The sequence below is a fragment of the Streptomyces sp. SirexAA-E genome (genome assembly GCF_000177195.2).
In the GTDB taxonomy this organism is placed as follows: domain Bacteria; phylum Actinomycetota; class Actinomycetes; order Streptomycetales; family Streptomycetaceae; genus Streptomyces; species Streptomyces flavovirens.
The window spans coordinates 557,236-574,455 of record NC_015953.1 but is presented as its reverse complement, the minus strand read 5'-3'; the positions used below and the strand labels follow the sequence as shown (position 1 = coordinate 574,455).

Annotated in this window: 17 protein-coding genes; 12 read left to right on the top strand and 5 right to left on the bottom strand. The window is 71.5% G+C overall.

The features are described from left to right. The first annotated feature begins 70 nt into the window (after positions 1 to 70). The 4 genes from SACTE_RS02470 (at position 71) to SACTE_RS02455 (ending at position 3,991) form a co-directional block, all read left to right on the top strand. Entirely contained in the window at positions 71 to 1,468 is a 1,398-nt protein-coding gene (locus SACTE_RS02470; protein ID WP_014044446.1) for a DUF6421 family protein, read from the top strand. A 26-nt stretch (positions 1,469 to 1,494) separates the two neighbouring features. Further along, the gene (locus SACTE_RS02465) at positions 1,495 to 2,265 is read left to right on the top strand and encodes an SDR family NAD(P)-dependent oxidoreductase (protein WP_014044445.1); all 771 of its coding nucleotides are present in this window, start codon (positions 1,495 to 1,497) and stop codon (positions 2,263 to 2,265) included. Beyond that, the gene (locus tag SACTE_RS02460; RefSeq protein ID WP_014044444.1) at positions 2,262 to 3,326 is read left to right on the top strand and encodes a low specificity L-threonine aldolase; all 1,065 of its coding nucleotides are present in this window, start codon (positions 2,262 to 2,264) and stop codon (positions 3,324 to 3,326) included. Before SACTE_RS02465 ends, SACTE_RS02460 begins: the two co-directional genes overlap by 4 nt. 68 nt (positions 3,327 to 3,394) lie before the next feature. Continuing rightward, entirely contained in the window at positions 3,395 to 3,991 is a 597-nt protein-coding gene (locus SACTE_RS02455; protein WP_014044443.1) for a transglutaminase domain-containing protein, read from the top strand. A gap of 88 nt (positions 3,992 to 4,079) precedes the next feature. Here the strand turns inward: SACTE_RS02455 and SACTE_RS02450 are convergent, their stop codons facing one another. Further along, positions 4,080 to 4,802: a lysophospholipid acyltransferase family protein gene (locus SACTE_RS02450; protein ID WP_014044442.1), complete on the bottom strand. Its 723-nt coding sequence runs from the start codon at positions 4,800 to 4,802 to the stop codon at positions 4,080 to 4,082. A 219-nt stretch (positions 4,803 to 5,021) separates the two neighbouring features. Between SACTE_RS02450 and SACTE_RS02445 the strand changes: the two genes are divergently transcribed. The 5 genes from SACTE_RS02445 to SACTE_RS02425 all read left to right on the top strand — a co-directional run bounded on the left by SACTE_RS02445 (position 5,022) and on the right by SACTE_RS02425 (position 9,554). Next, positions 5,022 to 5,348 (top strand): thioredoxin family protein, encoded by a 327-nt coding sequence (locus SACTE_RS02445; RefSeq protein ID WP_014044441.1) that lies wholly within the window; start codon positions 5,022 to 5,024, stop codon positions 5,346 to 5,348. Positions 5,349 to 5,545: 197 nt separating this feature from the next. Next, complete coding sequence (locus tag SACTE_RS02440) at positions 5,546 to 6,052, top strand: flavin reductase family protein (RefSeq protein WP_014044440.1); 507 nt, start codon at positions 5,546 to 5,548, stop codon at positions 6,050 to 6,052. Between the two features lie 200 nt (positions 6,053 to 6,252). Then, entirely contained in the window at positions 6,253 to 7,038 is a 786-nt protein-coding gene (locus tag SACTE_RS02435) for an electron transfer flavoprotein subunit beta/FixA family protein (protein WP_014044439.1), read from the top strand. 85 nt (positions 7,039 to 7,123) lie between these two features. Continuing rightward, positions 7,124 to 8,086 (top strand): electron transfer flavoprotein subunit alpha/FixB family protein, encoded by a 963-nt coding sequence (locus SACTE_RS02430; protein WP_014044438.1) that lies wholly within the window; start codon positions 7,124 to 7,126, stop codon positions 8,084 to 8,086. 169 nt (positions 8,087 to 8,255) lie between these two features. Next, entirely contained in the window at positions 8,256 to 9,554 is a 1,299-nt protein-coding gene (locus tag SACTE_RS02425; RefSeq protein WP_014044437.1) for an aldolase/citrate lyase family protein, read from the top strand. 38 nt (positions 9,555 to 9,592) lie between these two features. Here the strand turns inward: SACTE_RS02425 and SACTE_RS02420 are convergent, their stop codons facing one another. Then, positions 9,593 to 10,621, bottom strand: a complete 1,029-nt coding sequence (locus SACTE_RS02420) for a LacI family DNA-binding transcriptional regulator (RefSeq protein WP_014044436.1) — start codon at positions 10,619 to 10,621, stop codon at positions 9,593 to 9,595. Positions 10,622 to 10,806: 185 nt separating this feature from the next. Here SACTE_RS02420 and SACTE_RS02415 point away from each other — a divergent pair, with 185 nt between their 5' ends. Continuing rightward, positions 10,807 to 11,778: an ROK family protein gene (locus SACTE_RS02415; protein ID WP_014044435.1), complete on the top strand. Its 972-nt coding sequence runs from the start codon at positions 10,807 to 10,809 to the stop codon at positions 11,776 to 11,778. Between the two features lie 205 nt (positions 11,779 to 11,983). Here SACTE_RS02415 and SACTE_RS02410 read toward each other — a convergent pair whose 3' ends face one another. Beyond that, positions 11,984 to 12,838, bottom strand: a complete 855-nt coding sequence (locus SACTE_RS02410; protein ID WP_014044434.1) for an NAD(P)H-binding protein — start codon at positions 12,836 to 12,838, stop codon at positions 11,984 to 11,986. Between the two features lie 114 nt (positions 12,839 to 12,952). On the opposite strand from SACTE_RS02410, the gene SACTE_RS02405 reads away from it, so the two are divergent. Further along, positions 12,953 to 13,552: a TetR/AcrR family transcriptional regulator gene (locus SACTE_RS02405; RefSeq protein ID WP_014044433.1), complete on the top strand. Its 600-nt coding sequence runs from the start codon at positions 12,953 to 12,955 to the stop codon at positions 13,550 to 13,552. 472 nt (positions 13,553 to 14,024) lie between these two features. On the opposite strand, the gene SACTE_RS02400 is transcribed toward SACTE_RS02405, so the two are convergent. Both SACTE_RS02400 and SACTE_RS02395 read right to left on the bottom strand, forming a co-directional pair. Continuing rightward, a complete protein-coding gene (locus SACTE_RS02400; RefSeq protein ID WP_014044432.1) occupies positions 14,025 to 14,984 on the bottom strand; it encodes an NAD-dependent epimerase/dehydratase family protein in 960 nt (319 codons plus the stop codon). 166 nt (positions 14,985 to 15,150) lie between these two features. After that, positions 15,151 to 16,008 (bottom strand): SDR family oxidoreductase, encoded by an 858-nt coding sequence (locus tag SACTE_RS02395; protein WP_014044431.1) that lies wholly within the window; start codon positions 16,006 to 16,008, stop codon positions 15,151 to 15,153. A gap of 197 nt (positions 16,009 to 16,205) precedes the next feature. On the opposite strand from SACTE_RS02395, the gene SACTE_RS02390 reads away from it, so the two are divergent. After that, on the top strand, positions 16,206 to 17,084 hold the full coding sequence (locus tag SACTE_RS02390) for a helix-turn-helix transcriptional regulator (protein WP_014044430.1): 879 nt from the start codon (positions 16,206 to 16,208) through the stop codon (positions 17,082 to 17,084). Positions 17,085 to 17,220 lie beyond the last annotated feature (136 nt).

Here is a 17,220-nt window from a genome sequence, read left to right as displayed (position 1 = left end):
CCACTTGTCCGATCGAGCAGCCCACGGATACGGTGGCCGTGACGGCAGGTTCTCCCGTGAAGGAAGTGTCATGACGGAAATCCTTGAGCAAGCTCCCGCGCCTGACACGAAAGATCCTTCCCCGAGGGTGGTCGAGCACCCCGCTTGGGCGACGCTGAAGGGCGCCGTCGAGGAGATCCGCCCCTGGCAGTCCAAGGACGGCTCCGTCGACCTCGCCGCGGAAGGCGCCCCCTCCGCCGAGGCCGCGGCCGCGGCCGTCGAGCGCGTGGTCGCCGCGGTCGAGGAGCTCTCGCCGCTGCTCCCGCACGACGCCGCCTACCACCGTGCCCTCGCCTCGGACCTGCGCCGCTGGGTCGCGGACGGCTTCGGCATACCGGACTTCCTCGACTCGCTGCTCGCCTTCCAGCCCGCGAAGAACCGCGTCGACGGGCTCCAGCATCTGGTCGTCTTCGCGATGTACACGCAGAACGGCAACCCGGACCGCAACCTCGAGGCCGTCGTCCTGCGGATGGTGTGGCCCGAGTGGCTCGCCGACCTGGAGGCGACGCGCTACGACAACCCGCTGTTCTGCGGGATCACCTTCGAGGACTTCACGTCCGGGTACGACACCAACTCCGCGGTGCTCTTCCCCGAGACCATCGCCGTGCGCGAGGCGCCCGAGCGGTTCAGCTGGGGCGGCATCTTCTGCGACCGCGAGGCCGCCCGGTTCCGGCGGGTGACCGAGGCCTCCGTCGACCTGCTGGGCCTGGAACTGCCCGAGGACATCCGCGAGATGATCGGCGACCAGAAGCGCTGCGAGCAGGCCTTCGTGCTCTGGGACATGGTCCACGACCGCACCCACAGCCACGGCGACCTGCCCTTCGACCCGTTCATGATCAAGCAGCGCCAGCCGTTCTGGATGTACGGCCTGGAGGAGCTGCGCTGCGACCTCACGGCGTTCAAGGAGGCCGTGAAGCTCGAGGCCGACGGCTTCTCCCAGGGCCGTGACGTGCAGTACGCCGTGCTGTTCGACCGGATGTTCCGCTTCCCGGTCACTGGCGAGCGTGTCCGCAACTACGACGGCCTGGGCGGGCAGTTGCTCTTCTCCTACCTCCACCGGCACGACGTGGTCCGCTGGACCGACAACACGCTGAAGATCGACTGGACCCGTGCCGCCGAGGTCACCAACCAGCTCTGCGCGGAGATCGAGAAGCTCTACCGCGACGGCATCGACCGCCCCAAGCTGGTGCACTGGTTCGCCGCGTACGACCTGGTCGCCCGCTATCTTTCTCCGCACCCCGGATCCCGCTGGGCCAAGGGCCCGGACGCGCTGGACCTCACTCTGCCCCCGCGTAAGCTCGTCGACGACGTGCTTCCGGACGAGTTTCCCCTGAGCATGTTCTATGAGGCGCTCGCCAAGAAGCTGAAGCACGTGATCGCCTCGACCAAGGGGATCACCGCGGCGGAGACCGGGCGGGCAGCTGCGTGAGCGCAGGTTCCAAGGAGGCGGTGGCCATGAACGCAACAGCATCCAGGGGTGAGGGGAGCGGCGTGCTCGAAGGTGCGGTGGTCGCGGTCGCCGGAGCGGCCGGAGCGGCGGGCCGGGCCACGCTGCTCAGGCTGGCCGAGGGGGGCGCGACCGTGGTCGCCTGCGACGCGCACCCCGAGCGGCTCGCCGAAGCGGTGGACGCGGCGCGTTACGCACACGGTGGCGCGACCGTCACCGGTGAGACCGTCGACCTGCTCGACCCGGCCGCGGCCCGCGCGTGGGCCGACCGGACCGAGGCGGAGTTCGGACGGATCGACGGGCTGGTGCACCTCGTGGGCGGCTGGCGCGGCGGTTCCGGTCTCGGGGAGTCGAGCCTGGCCGACTGGGACTTCCTGGAGAAGTTGCTGATCCGTACCGTGCAGTCGACCTCCCTCGCCTTCCAGGACGTGCTCCAGCGCAGCGACCGCGGCCGTTACGTGCTGATCAGCGCCGCCGGGGCGAGCCGGCCCACCGCCGGCAACGCGGCCTACGCGGCGTCCAAGGCGGCCGCGGAGGCATGGACGCTCGCCCTCGGCGACGCCTTCCGCAAGGCGGGGGGCGACGCGGGCCCGACGGCGGCGGCTGCGATCCTGGTCGTCAAGGCACTGGTGCACGACGCGATGCGCGCCGAGCGCCCGAATGCGAAGTTCGCGGGATTCACGGACGTCGGGGAGCTGGCCGAGGCCATCGCCGGTGTCTGGGACACGCCCGCCGGAGAAGTGAACGGAAAGCGCCTGTGGCTGACCCCGCAACCGTGAGGACCGACGCGCGACGGCACCACGATCCGCAGGTACGCGGTTTCGCCAGTGACAACTACGCGGGCGCGCACCCGGAGATCCTCGCGGCCCTCGCCCTCGCCAACGGCGGACACCAGGTCGCCTACGGCGAGGACGACTACACCGGCCACCTGCAGCGGGTCATGCACAGCCACTTCGGGCCCACCGCCGAGGCCTTCCCCGTCTTCAACGGCACCGGTGCCAACGTCGTCGCCCTCCAGGCGCTGACCGACCGCTGGGGCGCCGTGATCTGCGCCGAGTCCGCGCACATCAACGTGGACGAGGGCGGGGCGCCGGAGCGGATGGGCGGGCTGAAGCTGCTCACCGTGCAGACCCCGGGCGGGAAGCTGACGCCGGAGCTCATCGACCGCCAGGCGTACGGCTGGGACGACGAGCACCGGGCGATGCCCCAGGTCGTCTCCATCACCCAGAACACCGAGCTGGGCACGGTCTACACCCCCGACGAGATCCGGGCGATCTGCGACCACGCCCACGAGCGCGGGATGAAGGTGCACCTGGACGGAGCGCGGATAGCCAACGCCGCAGCGTCGCTGGACGTCCCGATGCGGGCGTTCACCACCGTGGCCGGCGTCGACGTCCTCTCCTTCGGCGGCACGAAGAACGGCGCGCTCTTCGGTGAGGCCGTCGTCGTCCTGGAACCGGACTCCGTCCGCGCCATGAAGCACCTGCGCAAGCTGTCGATGCAGCTCGCCTCCAAGATGCGGTTCGTCTCCGTCCAGCTGGAGGCCCTGCTCGCCCGCGACCTCTGGCTGCGCAACGCCCGCCACGCCAACGCCATGGCGCGGCGGCTCGCCGAGGGCGTCGGCGCGGTGGACGGGGTGGAGATCCTCTACCCGGTGCAGGCCAACGCCGTCTTCGCCCGGCTGCCGCACGACGTCTCCGAGCGGCTGCAGAAGCGCTTCAGGTTCTACTTCTGGGACGAGACGGCCGGGGACGTGCGCTGGATGTGCGCCTTCGACACCCGCGAGGAGGACGTCGACGCGTTCGTGCAGGCGCTCAAGGAGGAGATGGCCTCCTCGTAGTGCATACCTATGCGGTCGACCGAAAGAGTATTGCTATTCGGTCGACCGCATCCTTATGCTCGCCGGTCATGGAACTTACCCAGCAGGAGCCCGACCTGTCGGCCTATCTCGCCGCCGACGACGTCATGGACCACGGGCACCCGCTCGTACGGGAGACGGCGCGGCGCCTCGGAGCCGGGGCCCTCGACGCATACGCGTACGCGGCCGCCGCCTATGCTCACGTGCGCGACGACATCCCGCACTCCTCGGACACCGGGGACCCGCGCGTCACCTGGCGCGCGTCCCACGTCCTGGAGGCACGCACCGGCATCTGCTGCGCCAAGGCGCACGCCCTGGCCGCCCTGCTGCGGGCCGGAGGCGTCCCCGCCGGACTCTGCTACCAGCGGCTGACCGACGACGGCGCGCGTCCGGCCGTGCACGGCCTGATCGCGGTGCGGCTGCCCGGATCCACCGGCTGGGCGCGGCAGGACCCGCGCGGCAACAAGCCGGGCGTGGACGCCCACTTCTCCGTGGACGAGGAGAAACTGGCCTGGGTGCCGCGTGCGGAGTACGGCGAAGTGGACTACCCCCTCGTCCACGCGGTGGCGCACCCGGCGATCCTGCGCGCGCTGCGGAACGCCCGGGACCGCCCGGCGCTGTGGCGGGACTACCCCACCGCCCTGTGATCCGGTCCCGGACAGCCGTACGGCCCGCCCGGCACCGGAGAGCCGGGTGCCGGGCGGGCCGCGGAAGGGGGTCCGAGGAGGCCGCGGATCAGCCGCGCTCGCGCACCTCGGCGGGCGTCGGGGCCGTACCGCCGAGGTGGGCGGGCACCCACCAGGTGTCGCTCGCGTCCTTGGGACGCACCGGATAGGCGCGCTGCGCGGCCTCCAGGAGCTCCTGCACGCGTTCCCGCAGCCGGCGGGTGATCGCGCCCGCGTACTGGTCGGCGGGGGCCTCCAGGGCCTCGCCCACGCGGATCGTGACCGGGATGTGGCTGCGGCGGAAGTTGCGCGGGCGGCCCTTGGTCCACAGTCGCTGGGTGCCCCAGAGCGCCATGGGGACCAGTGGGACCCCGGCCTCCTGGGCCAGCCGTGCCGCACCCGACTTGAAGCTCTTCAGCGTGAAGGACTGGGAGATGGTCGCCTCGGGGAACACACCCACGATCTCGCCGGACCGCAGCGACGCGAGCGCGTGCGCGTAGGCGTCCTCGCCCCTGCTGCGGTCGACGGGGATGTGCTTCATACCCCGCATCAGCGGTCCGGACACCTTGTGCCGGAAGACCGAGTCCTTCGCCATGAAACGGACGAGGCGCTTCTGGGGCAGCGCCCCGAGTCCGGTGAAGATGAAGTCCAGATAGCTGATGTGGTTGCTCACCAGCACCGCACCACCGGTCTTCGGGATGTGCTCCGAACCCTGTGTGTCGATCTTCAGGTCGAGCGCCTTGAACAGGGTGCGAGCGGCGCCGATGACCGGTCGATAGACGAGTTCTGCCATCTGGATGAGGACCCTTCTTCAATGCCTCGGGAGGGTTCTCCCGGCGGAAGTTACGCAGCCGTAGGTTTTCGGCATTGGGGCGATCGTGCCCCATGCGCGACGCCGTGGCCAGCCCCACAGGGGCCTGAGCGGGAGATTCTCGTCACGTGAATCCACCGGGAATGCAATGCGTCGACGCGGTGCTGACGCTGTGTGCGGAGGACTCGGAAGGAGAGCGGAATGGAAGGGCGAACGGCCGCCGACACGCTGGACGCGGACCAACTCGGCGCGGAACGAGGGCAACGGGCGACGCTCGTGCAGTTCTCGACCGCTTTCTGTCAACCGTGCCGGGCCACCCGGCGCGTCCTCACGCAGGTGGCGGGGATGGTCGACGGGGTGGCCCACATCGAGATCGACGCCGAGGCGCATCTCACGCTGGTGCGCCGGCTCGGCATCAGCCGCACACCGACCGTCCTGGTGCTCGACGCGCAGGGCCGCGTCGTGCGCAGGGCGACCGGAACACCGCGTACGGCGGACGTCGTCGCGGCCCTGGGCCAGGCGATGTGACGGGCCGTGACACATCTCCCACCTGGTGGAACGGGCTTGACGGTGCACACCACGCATCGTCAGTCTGACGTTATGCCGCCAGCACTCCTTCTTCACGGCCGGGCCCACGTGGACCTCATGCGCCACGCCAGTGCGCGCTGTCCGGGTGCCTGACACACCCCGCCCCGACCGCACACCCCTCGAAGAAGGACTCCCGCATGACGGCCTCGACCGGTATCGGCACGCCCCGGACGGCTTCCCCCGCCCTGCTGCGCTCCGTCTTCCGTCAGCACGCCGCCGGTGTCGCGGTGATCACCGCGTCCGGTGAGCGCCCGGTGGGCTTCACCGCCACCTCGCTCACCTCCGTCGCCGCCGAGCCCCCGCTGATCTCCTTCGGCGTGGGCACCTCGTCGTCGAGCTGGCCGGTGCTGGCCGAGGCGGAGCACGTCGGCGTGCACATACTCGGCGAGGACCAGCGGGAGCTGGCCGCCACGTTCGCCCGCAGCGGCGCCGACCGGTTCGGGCCGTCCACCGACTGGCGTGCCGGACCGCAGGGCGTGCCCCTCCTCGGCGGGGTGGTGGCCTGGCTGATCTGCCGGGTGGTGGCCCGGGTCCCGGCCGGGGACCACCGCATCGTGATCGCCGAGGCGGTCCTCGGCGAGCCGCCGGACGACGGCCGGCCGCTGGTCTACCACCAAGGCCGATTCACGGCTCTGCGAGACTGAACGCGAGCAGGTGCCCCCGAACCGGCCGCGTTGGCAAGGTCACAGTTCCAAGCGCTTGCTCATGGGTAAAACACTGGTTGTACTGGCGAGTAATATTTCGCTTGGCACATCGGTCGACCCGACCGGAAACCACCCCAGAAGGCGCCTATGTTGCGTGCAACAAGGCAGCCCGGAAAAGACGATGCAGTAGGAGAGCCGGCGTGAGCTTGAGGATCGTTGTCTGTGTGAAGTACGTGCCCGACGCCACCGGCGACCGGCACTTCGCCGATGACCTGACCCTGGACCGAGACGACGTCGACGGTCTGCTGTCGGAGCTCGACGAGTACGCCGTCGAGCAGGCGCTGCAGATCGCCGACGAGGCGGACGACGCGGAGATCACCGTGCTGACGGTGGGCCCCGAGGACGCCAAGGACGCGCTGCGCAAGGCGCTGTCGATGGGCGCCGACAAGGCCGTTCACGTCGAGGACGACGACCTGCACGGCACCGACGTCATCGGCACGTCCCTGGTGCTCGCCAAGGCCATCGAGAAGACCGGCTACGACCTGGTCGTCTGCGGCATGGCCTCCACCGACGGTGTCATGGGCGTCCTGCCGGCGCTGCTGTCGGAGCGCCTGGGCGTCCCGCAGGTCACGCTGCTCTCCGAGGTCTCGGTCGAGGACGGCACGGTCAAGGGCCGCCGCGACGGCGACAGCGCCAGCGAGCAGCTCGAGGCCTCCCTGCCGGCCGTGGTCTCCGTGACGGACCAGTCGGGCGAGGCCCGCTACCCGTCCTTCAAGGGCATCATGGCGGCGAAGAAGAAGCCGGTCGAGTCGCTGGACCTCGAGGACCTGGAGATCGAGGCGGACGAGGTCGGCCTGGAAGGCTCCTGGACCGCCGTGGACTCGGCGGCCGAGCGTCCGGCCCGTACGGCGGGCGCGATCGTCAAGGACGAGGGCGAGGGCGGCAAGCAGCTGGCCGAGTTCCTCGCGGGCCAGAAGTTCATCTAGCCCTCACGGACCACCGGAGGTGCGTCCGCGCCCCGGGCCGTTCCTTCCCGCCCCGCCTCCCTCGCACGCAGGAGATTGAAGTCCCATGGCTGAAGTACTCGTCTATGTCGACCACGTGGACGGTGCCGTCCGCAAGCCCACGCTGGAGCTGCTGACGCTCGCCCGCCGCATCGGTGAGCCCGTCGCCGTCGCCCTCGGCAACGGCGCCGCCGACACCGCCGCCGCGCTCGCCGAGCACGGTGCGGTCAAGGTCCTGACCGCCGACGCGCCGGAGTTCGCCGACTACCTCGTCGTCCCGAAGGTGGACGCCCTCCAGGCCGCCTACGACGCCGTGTCCCCGGCCGCCGTGCTGCTGCCCTCCTCCGCGGAGGCCAAGGAGATCGCGGCCCGCCTCGCGCTCCGTATCGGCTCCGGCATCATCACCGACGCCGTCGACCTCGAGGCCGGTGACGAGGGCCCGGTCGCGACGCAGTCCGCGTTCGCCGCCTCGTACACCACCAAGTCCCGTGTCTCCAAGGGCACTCCGGTCATCACGGTCAAGCCGAACTCGGCCGCCGTGGAGGCCGCCCCGGCCGCGGGCGCCGTCGAGGCCCTGAACGTCTCGTTCTCCGAGAAGGCCACCGGGACCAAGGTCCTCTCCCGCACCCCGCGTGAGTCGACCGGCCGCCCGGAGCTCACCGAGGCCGCGATCGTCGTCTCCGGCGGCCGTGGCGTCAACGGCGCGGAGAACTTCGCGATCATCGAGGCGCTCGCCGACTCGCTCGGTGCCGCCGTCGGCGCCTCGCGCGCCGCCGTCGACGCCGGCTGGTACCCGCACGCCAGCCAGGTCGGCCAGACCGGCAAGTCGGTCTCCCCGCAGCTGTACATCGCCTCCGGCATCTCGGGCGCGATCCAGCACCGCGCCGGTATGCAGACCTCGAAGACCATCGTCGCCATCAACAAGGACGCAGAGGCTCCGATCTTCGACCTGGTCGACTACGGCGTCGTCGGCGACCTGTTCGCCGTCGTCCCGCAGCTCACCGACGAGGTCAAGACCCGCAAGGGCTGATCGGCCGACGTCGTACCGATCCGACGGCCCGGGGCCGCGTGGTGTTCGCACCGCGCGGCCCCGGGCCGTTTCCGGTCACCATTGACGCCCGGTCCGGAGGCTTATAACTTCACTATGCGGATGATTGATTCCGTCAAGCGGAAACCTTGAAGAGGTGGAGGGCATGGTCATGGGTCAGCAGGAGCAGGTGGCGACGAGCCTCGCCGGCACGGTGGGCACGGAGATCGGCGCCTCCCTCACCGCGGTGGACGCCGAACTCGCCCGGCGCTACCCGGGGGACCCGGGTACCCGCCAGCCCGTCCACACCGTCTACGTCCCCGCCGACGCCTTCGAGGCCGACACCCTGCGCTCGTGGGGCGACCGGGCGCTGGAGGCGCTCGACGAACACGCCCCCGACGCCGCGGCGTTCGCCGAGATCCTGTCCGTCCCGCAGGAGCTCGCGGAGGCCGTCCACGACCGCGTACGCGCCAAGCTGGAGCGCGAGCCGGTGGAGGACCTGCGCATCGACTTCGAGGACGGCTACGGGCCCCGCCCCGACGCCGAGGAGGACGAGGCCGCGGCCCGCGCCGCCCGGCTGGTCGCCGGTGCGTACGCCGACGGGACCGCCGCCCCGTACACGGGTATCCGCATGAAGTGCATGGAGGCCGCCGTGCGGGACCGGGGCATCCGCACCACGGACATCTTCCTCACCGGCCTGATGCGGGCCGGCGGCCTGCCCGACGGGCTGGTCCTGACCCTGCCCAAGGTGACGTACCCGGAGCAGGTCACCGCCTTCGTCCGGCTGCTGGAGGCCTTCGAGGACGCCCACGGGCTGCCTGCGGGACGGATCGGGTTCGAGATCCAGATCGAGACCAGTCAGTCGATCCTCGCAGCCGACGGGACCGCCGCCGTGGCCCGCATGATCGACGCCGCCCAGGGCCGTGCGACGGGTCTGCACTACGGGACCTTCGACTACAGCGCCTGCGTCGGCGTCAGCCCCGCCTACCAGGCGAGCGACCACCCGGCCGCGGACCACGCCAAGGCGGTCATGCAGGTCGCCGCCGCCGGCACGGGCGTACGCGTCTGCGACGGCTCCACCAACGTGCTGCCCGTCGGCCCCGCCCGACAGGTCCACGACGCCTGGCGGCTGCACTACGGCCTCACCCGGCGTGCGCTGGCCCGCGCCTACTACCAGGGCTGGGACATGCACCCGGGGCACCTGCCCACCCGTTACGCGGCCGTCTACACCTTCTACCGCGAGGGCCTGGACCAGGCGGCCTCCCGCCTCGCCGCCTACGTGGCCAAGGCCGGCGGCGACGTCATGGACGAGCCCGCGACCGCCAAGGCCCTCAGCGGCTACCTGCTGCGCGGCATCGACTGCGGTGCGCTGGACACCGACGAGGTCGCCCGGCTCACCGGCCTCACCCGCGCGGACCTGGACGGCTTCGCCTCGCCCCGGCGCGGCGGCCTGACGGTCACCGCGCCGTGAGGGATCCGGGTCCGTGAGGGATCCGGGTCGGGGAGGGCTCAGGCGGGCGGGAGTTCGCCGGAGCCCCGGGCGACGAGCCGGGTCGGCAGCTCCACCCTGGCCGGTGCGTGCCCGGCGCCGTCGAGGCGGCGGAAGAGGTGCTCCGCGGCGGTCCGGCCGACCGCGGCGGCATCCTGGGAGACCACCGTGATGCCGAGCAGGTCGGCCAGTTCGATGTCGTCGAAGCCGACCAGAGCGGTTCGGCGCTCGCTCTCCGCGAGGACGCGGACGACGGTGACCGTCACCCGGTTGTTGCCCGCGAAGAGGGCGGTGACCGGCTCCGGGCCCGCCAGCATGGTCTCGGTGGCCGTCCTGACGCGCTCCGGCTCGGTCGGGCCGAGCGAGACCCAGTCCTCCTCGACGGTGATCCCGGCGTCGGCCATGGCCGCGTGGTAGCCCCGCAGCCGCTCGGTGGCCGTGTGGATGCGCGGCCGGTCGCCGATGAAGCCGATCCGGCGGTGGCCGTGCGCCACCAGGTGGGCGACCCCCTCCCGGGCGCCGCCGAAGCTGTCCGAGAGGACCATGTCGGCGTCGATCCGGCCGGCCGGGCGGTCGACGAACACGGTGGCGACGCCCGCCCTTATCTCGGGCTCCAGGTAGCGGTGGTCGTCGCCCGCCGGGATCACGATGAGGCCGTCCACCCGGCGCGCGCAGAGCGCGAGCACCAGCTCCTGCTCGCGCTCGGGGTCCTCGGCGCTCGAACCGTTGATCAGGAGGGCGCCGTGGGCGCGGGCCACCTCCTCCACCGCCCGGCTCAGCGGGCCGTAGAAGGGGTCCGCGAGGTCTTCCAGGACGAGTCCGATGGACGCGGTGCGGCCCTTGCGGAGCACGCGCGCGCTGTCGTTGCGGCGGAAGCCGAGCGCGTCGATCGCCTCCTGGACGCGGCGTTCGGTGTCGGGCGTGACGCCGGGTTCGCTGTTCACCACCCGGGAGACCGTCTTGAGGCCCACTCCGGCGCGGGCCGCCACGTCCTTCATGGTCGGCCTGGTGCCGTAACGGGGCTCGGGATGGCGGGCGGTCTCGGCCACGGTGCGCTGTCCTGTCGTCGGAGGCGGGTGCCTTCGGTCCCTCCCACGTGGGGCGCGGGAGGGCCGCCGAAGGCTGTGGCGTCGAGCATAGGCCCTGGACAACGTTGTCATGGGAGGGGAGACTGGGCGGAACACCGACCGAAGTCGCAGGTCCCGCCACGCACCCCTCCGGAGAGTCGCCACCGATGCAAACCGACCTCGTCGCCGCTCTGGACATCGGCGGCACCAAGATCGCCGGCGCGTTGGTGGACGACGCCGGATCCCTGCTGGTGCGGGCCCGGCGGGAGACGCCCGCCCAGGAGGACGCCGAATCGGTGATGGGGGCGGTCGGCGAGGTCCTGGCCGAGCTGACGTCCTCCCCGCTGTGGTCCGGCGTGCGCGCCCTCGGCATCGGCAGCGCGGGGCCCGTCGACGCGTCGGCGGGCACGGTCAGCCCGGTCAACGTCCCCGGCTGGCGCGGCTTCCCGCTGGTGGAGCGGGTCGCCGAGGCGACGGGCGGGCTGCCGGTCGTGCTGGTCGGCGACGGTGTGGCGATGACGGCGGCCGAACACTGGCTCGGCGCGGCGCGCGGCTACGACAACGCGCTGTGCATGGTGGTCTCCACCGGCGTCGGCGGCGGCCTCGTGCTGGGCGGAAAGCTGCGCCCCGGCCCCACGGGCAACGCCGGTCACATCGGCCATATCAGCGTCGACCTGGACGGCGACACCTGCCCGTGCGGAGCCCGCGGCTGCGTCGAGCGCCTCGCCAGCGGCCCGAACATCGCCCGACGGGCCCTGGAGCACGGCTGGCGCCCCGGGCCGGACGGAGACAGGTCGGCGGCCGCCGTGGCCGCCTCCGCGCGGGCCGGCGATCCGGTGGCCGTCGCCTCGTACGAGAGGGCGGCCCAGGCGCTCGCCGCGGGCATCGCCGCGACCGCCACCCTGGTCGAGATCGACATCGCGGTGATCGGCGGAGGAGTGGCGGGCGCGGGCGACGTCCTCCTCGCACCGCTGCGCCGCTCCCTGCGCGACTACGCCACCCTCTCCTTCGTCCAGCGGCTCACGGTGGCCCCCGCGCGCATGGGCACCGACGCGGGCCTGGTGGGCGCGGCGGCGGCGGCCACCGCGGCGCTCCCGGCGAGCGGGAGCAACGGCGTACGGGCGGTGGCGGCGCAGTAGTGCCAGGGCCCCGGCGGACCCCGGTCACGGCCGCCGACCCGCTCCCACGCGCCCCGAGCCCTCCGCCACCGGCGGCCGGGACTCGTACAGGGGGCGGGCCCCGGCGGCAACCACGCCGCTTCGACGGGGCTTCCGCAGCGGGGTGTTGCGGGCAAACCGCAGTGGGCTACGGATGAGGGGCAGGCGATCGAAGAGAAGCTCAGCTTCAGGCGGCGACGTGGGCTGCGAGCCGTTCGGCGGCGGTGCGGGGCTCGCGGCCGAGCAGTTCGGCCAGTAGGGGACCGGCTTCGGCGAAGCAGCCGGAGCGGGCGGCCTGGTACCAGGTGAGCATGAGCCGGGCCATCTGCTCCGGGACACCGATCGCGATCCGGTCGGCGACCCACTGTTCGTCGTCCAGGACGACGCGTTCGACAGGGCGACCGGTGAGGGCGGAGGCGATCTCGGCGACATCGTCGAAGGTGACGGCGTTCGGTGCGGTGAGGTCGACGGGGCCGTCGAAGGAGCGGTCGCCGGTGAGAACGACCGCGGTGGCCTCGGCTATGTCGGCACGGTCGGTGTACGGGACGGGGCCGTCTTGCGGCTGGGCGATCACTCCGGTCCGCTGCCACGGGCCGAGCACCTGGTCGAGCGGGCCGTAGGCGCCGTTGCGCAGTGCGGTCCAGGGGACGCCCGAGTCGTCGAGGAGCGCCTCGGTGGCGATGTGGATGTCCGACGGCGGGTACGGGTTGCCGGGGACGGCGCCGTGCTGGCTCGTGTAGAGGATGCGCCGCGCGCCGGCCGCGACTGCGGCTTCGACGGCATTGCGGTGCAGGCCGACCATGTCGGCGTCAGGGTCGTTACCGGATACCAGGAGGACCTGCTCGGCACCGGCGAAGGAGTCGCGCAGCGCGGCCGGATCCTCGTAGGTGCCCTGCCGTACGCGTACGCCGCGGTCGGCGAAGTGCTGCGCCCTGGCGGTGTCGCGGACGCTGATGCCGATCTGGTCGGCGGGTATGCGCTTGAGGAGGTGCTCGACGGTCGTGCCGCCCAGCCCACCGGTGGCGCCAGTCACAACGATCATGTTTTCGACCTCTCGGAACGACAAGTTGACCATGTGGGTTAGTTTCGCTTCCGGCTGCGACCGTAGGTAAGCTGACCGCATGAGTCAAGTTGCGTCGATCGGCAGGAGGGGTCGGTGAGCGCGGTGCCTTCGGGATCCCGGCTGCGCGCCGACGCCCGGCGTAATTCCGAGAAGATCCGCTCCGCCGCGATCGGCGCCTTCCATGGGCAGGGCCTGACGGTGCCGCTGGAGGAGGTCGCCAAGGCGGCAGGGGTGAGCAAGGCCACGATCTTCAACCGGTTCGGTGGGCGGGTCGGCCTCATCGAAGCCGTCATCGAAGAACTCGTGGCGAGTGAGCTGTTCGCCGTCATCGACCATGCTCGGGCCGTCGACGACGTGGGCGAGCGGATCACGTACTACCTCACCGCGCTCCGCGACCTCCAGTACCGCCAGCCCGCCTTCAACGACGTGCTGTTGCAGACGTATCCGCATTCGCGGCAGCTGATGGAGATCTGCCGGGTCGGAAGCGAGGCCAACGAGGAGCTCGTCGCCGCGGCGCGAGCCTCTGACGCGCTGCGGCCGGAGTTCACGGCGGCCGACCTGCACGCACTCGTCGTGGACAACGCCCTTGCCCTCAAGCACGGCAAGCGGCCTCCCCGGGACGACTACGACCGCCGCACCATGTACCTCCTGGACGGAATCCGAGGGCGCTCCTCCGCCTGTGGCGGAGGATAGCCGCGCCCTCGGTCCTGTTCGTCAGGTGCGGCGCCGCCGGGGGCCCGCGTCCGCACGTGCCCAAAGGGATCCGTGGACGCTTCGTCCTCCCCGTCTTCGCCGTGCTCGCGGCACCGCTCTGCCCTCCACCCTGGTCGTCGAACGAGTGCTGGACCGTCGGCGACGGCACGCCGAGACCCTACGAACGCCGGAGGCGGGGGAGTCGGACCGGGTCGACTGACCGGTGAACGCTTGGGGGTGCCGAGCGGCGGGGCGGCAGCGCTGCCCTGCCGCTCCGCCGCCCGGCCGAGCGTCAGGCCGCGTGGGAGCCGGGGCAGCGCTGCCCACGTACTGGTTGACGTGGGAGACGAGGGCGGTGCGCCCCGGGTCGGTTTCGAACTGTTCGGGCGTCGTGCCGGGCCCGCTCAGTCGCGGGCGCATGAACCCGACCGGCCCGGTCCGGGCCGGAAGGCGGTCCTCCGTCGCTGCGCTCTCAGTCCTTCGCCCGCGCGGCGAGGAAGCCCCGGTACCACTCCAGGGTCTGGCTCAGAGTGGTCTCGATCGGGGTGGGCGCGATGCCGAACTTCCGCTGGAACGCGGAGGAGTCCATGATCTGCGGCTCGGTGTGCTGGTAGAACAGCTCGGCGTAGGAGTTCATGAACGTCTCGTCGAACGGCCCGAACGGGCGCGGCTGGTCCACCGTGACCGTCCGCAGCGGGTGACCGACCAGGTCGCCCAGCGTGGTGAGGATCTCGCGTGTGGTGCGGGCGGGGGCGGTGGGCAGGTGCCAGGCCCGGCCGTCTCCTGACGGGTTCTCGCCGAGTACGGCCAGGCCCCGGGCCACGTCGAGGATGCTGCTGTAGCTGTGCTCGAGGTCGATGTCGCCCAGCGCCAGCACCTCGCCGCCCGTGAGTGCGCCCGGGAAAACGGCCCCGCCCAGCGTGGAGTTGAGCACGCGGGGGCCGACGAAGTCCGCCGAGCGGCCGAGCACGACCTTCGCGCGGTCCTCCTTGTGTGCGGCGAGGTAGTTCTCGTCCAGCGCGGCACGCATCTTGCCCTTGGCCGTGGCCGCCCGCCACGGGGTGTCCTCCGTCATGACCTCGCCGCGCGTCTCGCCGTAGGGGTAGATCGTGTCCAGGACGACCAGGCGCGCGCCGGTGCGCGCCACCGCGCCCAACACCGCCTCCTGTATGCCCGGCATGACGTCGACCTGGAGGTGATAGGCCACGTTGACGCAGTGGTAGACGACGTCCGCGCCCTCGATCGCGGCGAGCGCCCCGTCCACCGTGCCGACATCCCCGGCGAGCCGCTCGACGCCGTCCAGCGCTTCACCGGAACCGGCCCGGTCGACCAGCCGAACCGCATGCCCGCGGCGTGCCAGTTCCAAGGCGACGGAGGTGCCGGCGGGCCCGGCTCCCAGAACGGTGTGGAGTGCACCAGATGTTGCAGTCATGTCGTGATCCCTTCGGCTGGGGCGACGTAGCCCTTTCGCTGCTATCGCCACACGCTTTAGTTATAGCCTATAACAACAGTGTGCGGCTATTGCGGGCTGGATCGGGTGACGGCAGGCAGCCTCCTTTTCCCGGGGACCGGACCGGCCGGCGGGCCGCCGCGCGTGCTCAGACTCCGGGAAAGTCGGTGGTCGCGGCGGAGGCGGCGGTGGCGTCGAGATCGGCGCGCAGGGCATCGACCTTCGCGGTGGCGTAGGCGTGGGCATCGGAGCCCAGTAGCTGGCGCAGGGGACCGTCGTCGTGGCCCGCGCGCTCGATGATGGCGGCGGCTCCCTTGACCGGGTCGCCGAGCTGGCGTCCCTGGAGCTCGAGGTGGTCCTCGACCATGGTCCGTACGGCCGGGTAGTGCTTTGAGGTCTCGGCGGGCAGGGCGAGTGAGTCCGTGGTGAGGAAGGAGGTGCGGAAGTAGCCGGGCTCGACGACCGTGACCTTGATGCCGAGGTCCGCGACCTCGGCGGCGAGCGCCTCGCTCAGCCCTTCGAGAGCGAACTTGCCCGCGCAGTACAGGGCCCACCCGGGCATCGTGGTCAGACCCAGGATCGAGGAGATGTTGATGACGCGGCCCGCGCGCTGCTCACGCAGGACCGGCAACGCCGCGCGCAGCACGTTCCAGACTCCGACGACCTGGACGTCGAGCATGTCCCGCACGTCCTTGGTGCTGGTCTCCTCGACGGCGGCGAGGAAGCCGTAACCGGCGTTGTTCACGACGACGTCAAGACGGCCGAATCGCTCGGCGGCTTGGTCCACGGCGCTCCCGACCTCGGCCTCGTCCGTCAGGTCCACGGTCAGCGCGAGGAGCCGGCTGGTGTCGGCCGTGCCGCCCAGTGCGGCCGTGAGGCGCTCGGTGGAGCGGGTGGTGGCGGCCACGTTGTCGCCCTGGGCGAGCAGCTGCCGGACCAGCTCGAGTCCGATCCCGCGGGAGGCGCCGGTGATGAACCAGGTGGCGGGTGCGGTGGTGGAAGGCATGGGTGTTTCCTCTTTGGTGCGGGTTCAAGGGGAAGCCGGAGCAGGGCCGGTGTTCCGGCGCTGACTCAAGCCTGAAGCGCGGCGGAGCGGCTTTCGGGGCCATGCCATGCCCTGGGCGCCCCAGGTCGCGGCTGACTAGGACCGACCGACCCAGCTTGGGCGGCCACCAGCGCTTTTCGTGCCACAGACTTGTTCTTATGGCTTCCGTCAACCGCGAAATCGCCGATTTCCTCAAGCGCTGCCGTGCCCAGTGCGATCCCGAGCGGGCTGGGCTGCCGCCGGACGGACGGGTACGGCGCGTGCCGGGACTTCGGCGAGAGGAAGTCGCCCTGTTGGCGGGGGTCTCCGCCGACTACTACGCCCGTCTCGAGCAGGGCCGTCCCATCAATCCGTCCCCTGCCGTCGTCGAAGCCATCGGGCATGCCCTGAGACTGGACGAGGCAAGCCTTGCCCACCTCAAGGATCTCGTCGGCGTCACCACCACCCGCTCTTCGGCGCGTGCGCCCAGCGTGCAGCGCCTGCGCCCCGGGCTCCACCGACTCCTCGACTCCCTGGACAGCGCTCTTCCCGCGCTCATCCTGGGGCGTCGGTCAGCCGTCCTGGGGGCGAACCGGATGGCCAGGGCACTGTTCGCGGACTTCGACGCCATGCCCGCCAAGGAGCGCAACTACACCCGCTGGCTCTTCCTCGACAAGGACGCGCGCGACCTGTTCGTCGACTGGGAAGTGCAGGCCCGCGCCGCAGTGGAGAACCTGCGCCTGGACGCGGTCCGCGCGTCGGAGCGGCAGGCCACGCAGGCGCTCGTCGCCGATCTGCGGGAACGGAGCGAGGACTTCGACCACTGGTGGCAGCAGCACCGCGTGCATCAGCGCACACACGGTTCCAAGCGGCTGAGGCACCCTTTGGTCGGCGAACTCACGGTGGAGTACGAGACTCTCGCACTCCCCGGGGACAGCGAGACCACCCTGTTCCTCTACACCGCCGAACCCGGATCGGCGTCCGCCCATGCGCTGAACCTGCTCGCGTCATGGACCCTGGCGGAACCACCCACCTCCCCGGAGCACTCGCGCGACTGATCCCCGCCCCGCTGCCATCCGCGGCGGGCGCCGGGGGCCCTCCTTCCCCTGCGCGGCCACGTCTCCCATCGTCAACCGTTGTCCGTTGTCCGCTGCGCCCCGAGGCCGGTGTCCACGCGGCAGGGGGCGGCGGCGC

What these genes read in the sequence shown, in the direction of transcription:
- SACTE_RS02395 (WP_014044431.1), bottom strand. Translation starts at nt 16,008, where the DNA reads ATGCCTTCCACCACCGCACCCGCCACCTGGTTCATCACCGGCGCCTCC.
- SACTE_RS02455 (WP_014044443.1), top strand. Translation starts at nt 3,395, where the DNA reads ATGGAACTTACCCAGCAGGAGCCCGACCTGTCGGCCTATCTCGCCGCC.
- SACTE_RS02430 (WP_014044438.1), top strand. Translation starts at nt 7,124, where the DNA reads ATGGCTGAAGTACTCGTCTATGTCGACCACGTGGACGGTGCCGTCCGC.
- SACTE_RS02450 (WP_014044442.1), bottom strand. Translation starts at nt 4,802, where the DNA reads ATGGCAGAACTCGTCTATCGACCGGTCATCGGCGCCGCTCGCACCCTG.
- SACTE_RS02400 (WP_014044432.1), bottom strand. Translation starts at nt 14,984, where the DNA reads ATGACTGCAACATCTGGTGCACTCCACACCGTTCTGGGAGCCGGGCCC.
- SACTE_RS02390 (WP_014044430.1), top strand. Translation starts at nt 16,206, where the DNA reads ATGGCTTCCGTCAACCGCGAAATCGCCGATTTCCTCAAGCGCTGCCGT.
- SACTE_RS02445 (WP_014044441.1), top strand. Translation starts at nt 5,022, where the DNA reads ATGGAAGGGCGAACGGCCGCCGACACGCTGGACGCGGACCAACTCGGC.
- SACTE_RS02410 (WP_014044434.1), bottom strand. Translation starts at nt 12,838, where the DNA reads ATGATCGTTGTGACTGGCGCCACCGGTGGGCTGGGCGGCACGACCGTC.
- SACTE_RS02415 (WP_014044435.1), top strand. Translation starts at nt 10,807, where the DNA reads ATGCAAACCGACCTCGTCGCCGCTCTGGACATCGGCGGCACCAAGATC.
- SACTE_RS02425 (WP_014044437.1), top strand. Translation starts at nt 8,256, where the DNA reads ATGGGTCAGCAGGAGCAGGTGGCGACGAGCCTCGCCGGCACGGTGGGC.
- SACTE_RS02470 (WP_014044446.1), top strand. Translation starts at nt 71, where the DNA reads ATGACGGAAATCCTTGAGCAAGCTCCCGCGCCTGACACGAAAGATCCT.
- SACTE_RS02440 (WP_014044440.1), top strand. Translation starts at nt 5,546, where the DNA reads ATGACGGCCTCGACCGGTATCGGCACGCCCCGGACGGCTTCCCCCGCC.
- SACTE_RS02465 (WP_014044445.1), top strand. Translation starts at nt 1,495, where the DNA reads ATGAACGCAACAGCATCCAGGGGTGAGGGGAGCGGCGTGCTCGAAGGT.